The organism is Streptomyces sp. S6, from assembly GCF_054880855.1.
Genome location: NZ_JBTYMC010000278.1, coordinates 1 through 8,881 on the forward strand (window position 1 = coordinate 1; position 8,881 = coordinate 8,881).

Consider the following 8,881-nt stretch of genomic DNA (forward strand, 5'->3'; position numbering starts at 1 on the left):
CCCCGCACGCCGCGAAGAACACGGCCAGCACCAGCGGGCCGGGGGCGAACCAGGTCGGCCCGTCGAGCACGAGCGCCCAGGCCACCGTCAGCACGATCGCCGACGGCAGCCACAGCCGTCGCCGGCCGCCCGCCTCGTACGCGGACCACAGGAGCGCGAGCCCGCCTCCGGTGAGCGCGGCGAGGGCCGGTGCGAGGACGGCCGTGTAGTAGGGGTGGTTGCCGTTGGAGACGCTGAACACCACGGCGTGGACGGCGAACCAGCCGCCCCACAGGAGGAATCCCGCGCGCAGCGGGTCGGTGCGCGGCTCTCGGACACGCCAGACCAGGGCCGCGACGACGGCGAGCACGGCGAGCGGCAGGAACCAGGCGATCTGCGGTCCGACGGTGTGGTTGACGAGCATCCCCCAGCCGGTGTTCCCGGTGGTGCGGCTGGCGGCGGTGGCGGGGACGGCGCCGAGGGCGGTGCCGTCGTCGCTGAAGCGGCTGACGCCGTTGTAGCCGAAGACCAGGCTGAAGGGGTTGTTGTTCGACGTGCCGTCGACGTACGGGCGGTCGTCTGCCGGAGTGGCCCACGCGATCAGCGCCCACGAGCAGGAGACGGCCAGCGTGACCGCGCCGCTCAGCAGGAGGCGGCGGGCCTTCCACAACTGCGTGCCGGTCGCGGTGAGTTGGTAGATCACGGCGAACACCGGCAGGACGAGCCAGGCTTGCAGCATCTTCGCCTGGAAGGCGAGCCCGACCCAGACGCCGCACGTGATGAGCGGGAGCAGCCGTCCCGTGCGCACCGCCTTCTGCAAGGCTCCGGCCGCCGCCACCAGCAGGAGGGTGAGTGCGGTGTCCGGGATGGTGGCCCTGCTCAGCGCCACGGTGACCGGGGTGAGCGTGAGCGTCAGCGCCGCGACCAGCGCCGCGAACGGACCGGCCCAGGCCCGCACGATCCGGTGCAGCAGCCACACCGTGAGCACGCCCTCGATCACGTGAGGCAGCGCGACCGCCCACGTGTGCGGCCCGAACATCCACACGGAGAAGGCGTCGGGCCAGAACGCCCCGGGCACCTTGTCGAGGCTGATCGAACCGCTGGTGTCGAGACCGCCGAAGAAGAAGGCCCGCCAACTGGTGGCCATGGACCGTGTCGCCGCACTGTAGTAGGGGTGGATCGCGGCATGCCCGAGGCCCCAGCCGTACAGCAGCGCGGCGACCCCCAGCACCCCGGCGAGCGCCGGTCGTTCCCAGCGCGCCCGGGTTTGCGGCCGGTCGGCGGGGTGGCGCGGTGCGCGGTGCGGGCCGGTGTCCTGGACGTCGGGGGTGGAGGCCACGGTGAAGGTCCCTGGAGCGGTGTCGGGGTGCGGGTGGGGGGGAAGGCGGACGGCTCGCCGGGCAGGGCGCGGGCCATGTGGGGGTGGGCCACGAGGGGGTCAGGGAAGCGCTGTGCGGCTCGGCCTCCGGAGGTCCCCGCGCCGGGGGCCGCACGGCCCGCTGCCGGCCGGCGGTTCGAAGACCCCCTCCGCTCCGGCGGAGACCTTCATGAACGGCCTCCCGTCCATGACCTCCTCGGCACCGCCGACCGGTCGCACGGTGGACGGGCCGGACGCGGCCAGATGCTGGGGATGCGCCTCCTCGGCGCTTTCGGTCTCGGTCACCTGGACAACTTCGCGGAGACCAGGGGTGGTCGGCCATCCGCCGGGCTTCGGGAGGCGCCCCGCCGGTCGGCCCGTCGGCCCCCTCCGATCGGGGGGCCGGTCCCGTCGGTGACGATCGCGATCCTGCCCGTCGGGCGTCGAAGCGCTTCGACGTCGACACGATGCCGAGCCGCGTGTCAGCCACAGGTCTTCCGGTCGCCGCGATTCACCGCCCGGAAGGCAGATCGATCCCCCGCAGCAGGCCGAATCCACTGCCCAAAAGTGACCTGATCGCCCCGTTGCCACCCAGGAAACACAGCCTTAACGTCACCGAAAAGTCGAAGCGCATCAACACAGCTCCTCCCGCCCGCCCAGACCCCACGTCCCGAAAGGTTCACGATGTCTTCCTCCGTCAGCAGGCGGCGCCTTCTCCAGGCGGCCGGGGCCACCGCGGCCGTCTCGGCCGGCGGGTCCCTCGTCGGCGGCTCTCCCGCCCGTGCGGCGGCCGTCCCGCCCGCGAGAGCCGAGACCGGGGTCTCCGCACACCCCTTCGCGCTCGGCCAGGTCCGGCTCACCGCGAGCCGCTGGCTGGACAACCAGAACCGGACGCGCGAGTACCTGCGGTTCGTCGACGTCGACCGGCTGCTGTACAACTTCCGCGCCAACCACCGGCTGTCCACCGGCGGGGCGCTCGCCACCGGAGGCTGGGACGCGCCGGCGTTCCCCTTCCGCACCCACGTCCAGGGGCACTTCCTGACGGCGTGGGCCCAGCTGTACGCGGCGACCGGGGACACCGTCTGCCGGGACAAGGCGGTCCGGATGGTCGCGGAGCTGGCCAAGTGCCAGGCGAACAACAGCGCGGCCGGTTTCGGCGCCGGGTACCTCTCCGGTTATCCCGAGTCCGACTTCACCGCTCTCGAACAGCGGACCCTGAACAACGGCAACGTGCCGTACTACACCGTCCACAAGACCCTCGCCGGCCTGCTGGACGTGTGGCGTCTGATCGGCAGCACGCAGGCCCGGGACGTCCTGCTCGCCCTGGCGGACTGGGTCGACCGGCGTACCGGCCGGCTGAGCGAGCAGCAGATGCAGGCCATGTTGGGCACCGAGTTCGGCGGGATGAGCGCCGTGCTGACCGACCTCTACCAGCAGACCGGGGACGTGCGGTGGCTCACCGTCGCCCGGCGGTTCGACCACGCCGCCGTGCTCGATCCCCTGGCGGCCGGGCAGGACCGGCTCAGCGGTCTGCACGCCAACACGCAGGTGCCCAAGTGGATCGGGGCCGCCCGGGAGTTCAAGGCCACCGGCACCGCTCGCTACCGGGACATCGCGGTCAACGCGTGGGACATCTGCGTCGGTTCGCACACCTACGTCATCGGCGGCAACAGCCAGGCGGAGCACTTCCGGGCCCCGCACGCCGTCGCCGGTTTCCTGAAGCAGGACACGTGCGAGAGCTGCAACACCGTCAACATGCTGACCCTCACCCGGGAGTTGTTCACGCTGGACCCGGAGCGGGCCGCGCTGTTCGACTACTACGAGCGGGCGTGGCTGAACCAGATGATCGGCCAGCAGAACCCGGCGGACCCCCACGGCCACGTCACGTACTTCACCCCGCTGAACCCGGGTGGCCGGCGCGGTGTGGGTCCGGCGTGGGGCGGCGGCACGTGGAGCACCGACTACGACAGTTTCTGGTGCTGCCAGGGCACGGGGCTCGAAATGCACACGCGGCTGGCGGACTCCGTCTACTTCCGCGGCGACACCACGCTGATCGTGAACCTGTTCGTGCCCTCGGTGCTCGACTGGCCGGAGCGCGGGATCACCGTCACCCAGTCCACCTCGTACCCGGCGAGCGACACCACGACCCTGCGGGTCACCGGCGACGCCGGGGGGACCTGGGCGATGCGCATCCGCATCCCGGGCTGGACGACCGGCGCCACCGTCAGCGTCAACGGCCAGGTGCAGGACATCGCCACCGTCCCCGGCAGCTACGCCACCCTGACCCGCGCGTGGACCTCCGGCGACACGGTCACCGTCCGCCTCCCCATGCGCATCGTCCTGCGCCCGGCCGACGACGACCCGAACCTCGCCGCGGTCACCTACGGCCCGGTGGTCCTGTCCGGCGACTACGGCAACTCCGCGCTCGGTTCACCGCCGTCGCTGGACACGTCCTCGATCGCACGCTCCGGCGCCGGTCCCCTCGCCTTCACCGCCACCGCCGACGGCTCCCCCGTCACCCTCGGCCCCTTCCACGACGCGCACGGCCACAACTACACCGTCTACTGGAACACCGGCAGCAGAGTCCGGCTGGCCAACGCCGGCAGCGGTCTCGTCCTCGGCATCCAGGACATGTCCACGGCCGACGGCGGACGCGCGCTCCAGTGGCCGGACACCGGCACCGCCGACCACGACTGGTACCTCATCGCCGACGGCGACGGCTTCCGCTTCCGCAACGCCCACAGCGGCAAGGTGCTCGGCGTGCAGAACATGTCCACGGCCGACGACGCGGCCGTCCTCCAGTGGTCGGACAACGGCACCGCCGACCACCGGTGGACGCTGCTCGACCAGGGAGACGGCACCTTCAAGATCCGCAACGCGCACAGCGGCAAGCTCCTCGGCATCGCGAACGGCTCCACCGCCGCCGGCGCGTTCGCCGTCCAGGCGCCGGACGACGGCACGGCCGACAACCGGTGGCGCGTGGTCAGGAACTGACCCCTTCTCAGCGCAGCCGCTTCACCGGCCCGGTCGCCGCGTTGAGCAGGTGTTCCAGGGGGCCGCGCCGGAAGAAGCGGGACCAGATCGCGGCGAACACGATCGCGCCGAGGATGAACAGGAGCACCGGCGTCCAGGACTGCTGAGTGGCCACCGCGTCGTCCATGCCCAGCAGGGTCTGGCCCACGAAGTGGCCGACGTAGGCGGTCAGGGACATGGTGCCGACGGCGATGACCGGTGCGGCGAAGCGGCGCAGGCGCGGCAGGTGGTCCATGGCGTACGTCGCCGCCACGATCATGAGGATCGCGACGCCGATGCTGCCGACGACGTCGAACGTGGTGCCGCTGTGCGAGCCGGCCGTCAGGAGGTCCGAGGCCGTCCGCTCCGGGAGCGCGTCCTTGTCGAAGGACATCGACCCGGAACCGCCGGACGACGACCCGCCGCCTCCGGCCTGGCGGAAGAGCGTGTCCGCGCCGGCCAGCAGGACGGACAGGCCGTAGGCGGTCACGGCGAGGCCGGCGCCGAGTGCGGCGAGGCGGCGCTGGACCGTGCCGTCGGACAGGTCGAGGCGGCCCAGCGCCATGCCCGTCAGCACGAACGCCATCCAGGGGAGCGCCGGGTAGAAGCCGGTGAACAGCAGGTCGAGGACGCCCACGTCACTGAGGCGGTGGAGCGGGTCGTAGGTGTTGATGCTCTGCCGGACCGACTGGGTCAGCAACAGGTTGAGGGAGAACAGCAGTTGCGGGCCGACGAGCGCGACGGCGAGCGCGATGCCCGCGAGGGCCTTGGCGCTCAGGCGCACCAGGGGGAGGGCCAGCAGGAAGTAGACGCCGTAGAAGCCGAGGATGATCACGCCGCCGTACTTCACGGCCATCGCGGTGCCGATCGCCAGCAGGACCACGGCGCGGATCGCGATCCTGGCCTTCGCCTGCCGGCCCGCGAGGCCGGTCTTCGGCTCGAAGCGGCCGGCGAGCAGCATCAGCGAGAACCCGGCGAGGGTGGCGAACAGGACGGAGGAGTGGCCTTCCGCCAGGAACCTGACCCAGTAGCCGGGGGTGCTCTGGTCCAGCGATATGGGGGCGATGTGCACGATGTACATGCCGAACACCGCCAGCGCGCGGGCCAGGTCCACCCCGACGAGCCGTCCCGTCGAGGGGCCGGTCGACGTGGGTAAAGGGGCTTCCCGCAGGGGTGAGGTGTTCTGCGACGACTCTGTGATCTTCATGAAGTGACCTTCTCGTGGCTGCCGGACGCGGACCATCCGGCAGTCTTCGGGAGCGCCCCCGCCGGTCGGCGGTGGCGACCCTGCCGACCGGCGGGGTCCGCTCACACGAGTCACCGACACGGAGTGTCCGATGATCACACCGATTGCTTTCCTAGGACCCCTAGGTTAAAACTAGGACCCATAGGAAGAGAGGGGACCGGGCATGTCCGAACCGACCGTCGGCACCTTGCGTGTGAACGGCGCGACCCTGCACTACGAGGTGCGCGGCCGAGGCCCGCTCCTGCTGCTGATTCCCGGCGGCACGGGTGGCGCGGCCTCCCTGGCCACCGTGGCCGCCGACCTGGCCGACACCTACCGAGTGGTCACCTACGACCCACGGGGAATGTCCCGGAGTGCGCTGGACGACCCCGAGGCCGAGCAGCGGGTGGAGGAGCACGCCGAGGACGCGTACCGGCTGCTCGAAACACTGTCACCCGACGAACCCGTCCGGGTGTTCGGCGCCAGTTCCGGAGCGATCACCGCGCTGCACCTCCTCGTCACCCACCCGGAGCGCCTGGAGCGTGTCGTCGTGCACGAACCGCCGGTGGTGGAGGTCCTCCCGGACGCCGCCGTGCACCGCGCGCTCCTCACGCGCGTGCGGGACACGTTCCGCGACCAGGGACCGACGGCGGCGCTGGCCGTGTTCGCGGCGGGCCTGCGGAAGGACGGTGACACCGCCGAGCCCGAGGCCGCGCTTCCCCCGCAGGCCGCGGAACGCGCCGAGCGCACCCTGGGTGACCTGCCGTACTTCATCAGCCGCATCGTGCCGGGCTTCATGTCCTACTCCCCCGACGTCCACCGCCTCAAGGCCCTCTCGGACCGCCTCGTACTCGCCTGCGGACAGGACTCGCGCGGCGAGCTCCCCTACCGTCCGGCCGCCTTCCTCGCCGAGCGCCTCGGCACGGAACTCCTGCATTTCCCGGGTGGACACATCGGCCTGACGACCCACCCCGCCGCATTCGGCGACCTCCTTCGCACGACCTTGCAGGTCGACGGGTTCGTGACAGGTTTCCCCGTACTTAGCCGCTGAGCGGCCGACGGCGCCGAGCGGGCCGTGCTCCGCTGGCAGCATCGTGATCCGGGGGGAGGCCACCCCTTCCCCCTTCACGAGTGACGCAACAGCGAGAAGAGGTACGGGGCATGGTGAACACCGAAGAGATGAAGACGGATTCCGCGGACACCGCGCAGGGATCCACTCAGTCGGTCCTCGGGCGATTCGCTCGTCGCGGTTCGGCGATGGCCCTCGCCGCCGGTATGTCGGTGGGTGTCCTGTTCATGGCCACGACCCCGGCCTCCGCCTATGTCGGCCAGAACTTCCTGCGCAACTGGGAGACCGGGCGCTGCCTGGACGCCGACAACGAGGGCAACATCTACACCAACCCCTGCCAGTCGGGGAACGGGTTCCAGACCTGGGAGCCGATCTACCTCTACAACAACGGCTCCGACGTGGTGCAGGTGAAGAACAAGGGGACCGGGAAGTGCCTGCACGTCAACGGTAACGGCGCGCTGACGACCTACTGGTGCGACGACAACGGCACCCCGAGCGCCAACCAGCAGTTCGCCGCCAAGGGGTCGAGCTGGAACCAGGTCGAGCTGACCAACAGGCTGTTCAACACGTGCGTGGACAGCAACTACGCCGGACACGCCTACGTGTCGGGCTGCAACGGCGGCGGCTACCAGAAGTGGAAGCTCGGCTTCTGATCCGGCCGGGGGGGGAGGGACCGCTGCCCGCGGTCCCTCCCCCAGCCGTTCCTACGCCAGCGGCGACCCGCTGCCCGCCACCACCTCGGGCCGCAGCAGCGCCGCCAGGGTCTCGGCCGGCAACAGGCCCTTCTCCAGGACGAGTTCGGCGACGCCCCGGCCCGTCTCCAGGGCCTCCTTGGCGATGAGGGTGGCGGCCTCGTAGCCGATGTGGGGGTTGAGGGCCGTCACCAGGCCGATCGAGTTCTCGACGCTCTCGCGCAGGCGTTCCGTGTTGGCGGTGATGCCGTCGACGCAGCGCTCGGCGAGGGTGAGGCAGGCCGCGCGGAGGTGGGTGACGGACTCGGAGAGGGAGTGCAGGATGATCGGCTCGAACGCGTTGAGCTGGAGCTGACCGGCCTCGGCGGCCATGGTGATGGTGACGTCGTTGCCGATGACCTCGAAGGCGACCTGGTTGACGACCTCGGGGATGACGGGGTTGACCTTGCCGGGCATGATCGACGAACCCGCCTGCACGGGCGGGAGGTTGATCTCGCCGAGGCCCGCGCGCGGCCCGGAGGACAGCAGGCGCAGGTCGTTGCAGCTCTTGGAGAGCTTGACGGCGATCCGCTTGAGGACGCCGGACATCTGGACGAACGCCCCGCAGTCCTGGGTGGCCTCGACGAGGTTCGCGGCGGTGACGAGCGGCAGCCCGGTGATGTCGGCGAGGTGCCGGCGGGCGGCTTCCGCGTACCCGGCGGGAGCGTTGAGGCCGGTGCCGATGGCCGTGGCCCCGAGGTTGATCTCATGGATCAACTCGACGGCCTCGTCAAGACGGCTGCGGTCCTCGTCAATCATGACGGCATAGGCCGAGAACTCTTGACCGAGCGTCATGGGAACCGCGTCCTGCAACTGTGTACGGCCCATCTTGAGCACGTCACGGAATTCGACGGCCTTCCGCCCGAACGCGTCCTGGAGTACAGCCATCGCCTTGAGCAGTCCACGTACCGCGAACACCGTCGCGACCTTGACGGCCGTGGGGTAGACGTCATTGGTCGACTGGCCGAGGTTGACGTCCTCGTTGGGGTGCAGGAACTCGTACTCCCCCTTGCCGTGCCCGAGCAGTTCCAGCGCCCGGTTGGCGATGACCTCGTTGGCGTTCATGTTGGTGGAGGTGCCGGCGCCTCCCTGGACGACGTCGACGACGAACTGGTCGTGCAGCTTCCCCGCGCGGATCTCCCGGCAGGCGGCGACGATCGCGGCGGCCTTCTCCGGTGCGAGCAGCCCGAGTTCCTCGTTGGCGAGGGCGGCGGCCTCCTTGACGGCGGCGAGGGCGTCGATGAGGTGCGGGTAGGCGGAGATGGCCGTCCCGGTGATGGGGAAGTTCTCGGTGGCGCGCAGGGTGTGGACACCCCAGTACGCGTCGGCGGGGATGTCCCGGAAGCCGAGGAGGTCGTGCTCGCTGCGGGTGACGGCGGTCATGGTGAGGGGGTGTCCCTTTCGGGTGGGTGAGGGTTTCTCGAAGAGGGCGCGGGGGCCCGGCGCGCACACTCGCCGTGCCCCCGCTTCGCGGCCGGCGTGCGCTCAGGCACAGGCCGGCAGGCCGG

7 protein-coding genes are annotated in these 8,881 nt (G+C 70.8%); 3 read left to right on the forward strand and 4 right to left on the reverse strand.

Going from position 1 to position 8,881, the window contains the following annotated elements; translation table 11 throughout:
- A partial coding sequence (locus ACVNF4_RS28055; RefSeq protein ID WP_461805673.1) for an ArnT family glycosyltransferase occupies positions 1-1,318 on the reverse strand: 1,318 nt, incomplete at its 3' end.
- A gap of 99 nt (positions 1,319-1,417) precedes the next feature.
- Positions 1,418-1,642 (reverse strand): hypothetical protein, encoded by a 225-nt coding sequence (locus tag ACVNF4_RS28060; protein WP_461805674.1) that lies wholly within the window; start codon positions 1,640-1,642, stop codon positions 1,418-1,420.
- A gap of 378 nt (positions 1,643-2,020) precedes the next feature.
- Between ACVNF4_RS28060 and ACVNF4_RS28065 the strand changes: the two genes are divergently transcribed.
- Positions 2,021-4,330, forward strand: a complete 2,310-nt coding sequence (locus tag ACVNF4_RS28065) for a beta-L-arabinofuranosidase domain-containing protein (protein WP_461805675.1) — start codon at positions 2,021-2,023, stop codon at positions 4,328-4,330.
- A 7-nt stretch (positions 4,331-4,337) separates the two neighbouring features.
- Here ACVNF4_RS28065 and ACVNF4_RS28070 read toward each other — a convergent pair whose 3' ends face one another.
- Positions 4,338-5,555: a DUF418 domain-containing protein gene (locus tag ACVNF4_RS28070; RefSeq protein WP_461805676.1), complete on the reverse strand. Its 1,218-nt coding sequence runs from the start codon at positions 5,553-5,555 to the stop codon at positions 4,338-4,340.
- Positions 5,556-5,757: 202 nt separating this feature from the next.
- Between ACVNF4_RS28070 and ACVNF4_RS28075 the strand changes: the two genes are divergently transcribed.
- Both ACVNF4_RS28075 and ACVNF4_RS28080 read left to right on the forward strand, forming a co-directional pair.
- The gene (locus tag ACVNF4_RS28075) at positions 5,758-6,624 is read left to right on the forward strand and encodes an alpha/beta fold hydrolase (RefSeq protein WP_461805677.1); all 867 of its coding nucleotides are present in this window, start codon (positions 5,758-5,760) and stop codon (positions 6,622-6,624) included.
- A gap of 110 nt (positions 6,625-6,734) precedes the next feature.
- On the forward strand, positions 6,735-7,295 hold the full coding sequence (locus ACVNF4_RS28080; RefSeq protein WP_461805678.1) for an RICIN domain-containing protein: 561 nt from the start codon (positions 6,735-6,737) through the stop codon (positions 7,293-7,295).
- A 51-nt stretch (positions 7,296-7,346) separates the two neighbouring features.
- On the opposite strand, the gene aspA is transcribed toward ACVNF4_RS28080, so the two are convergent.
- Positions 7,347-8,756: an aspartate ammonia-lyase gene (gene aspA / locus ACVNF4_RS28085; RefSeq protein WP_461805679.1), complete on the reverse strand. Its 1,410-nt coding sequence runs from the start codon at positions 8,754-8,756 to the stop codon at positions 7,347-7,349.
- Positions 8,757-8,881 lie beyond the last annotated feature (125 nt).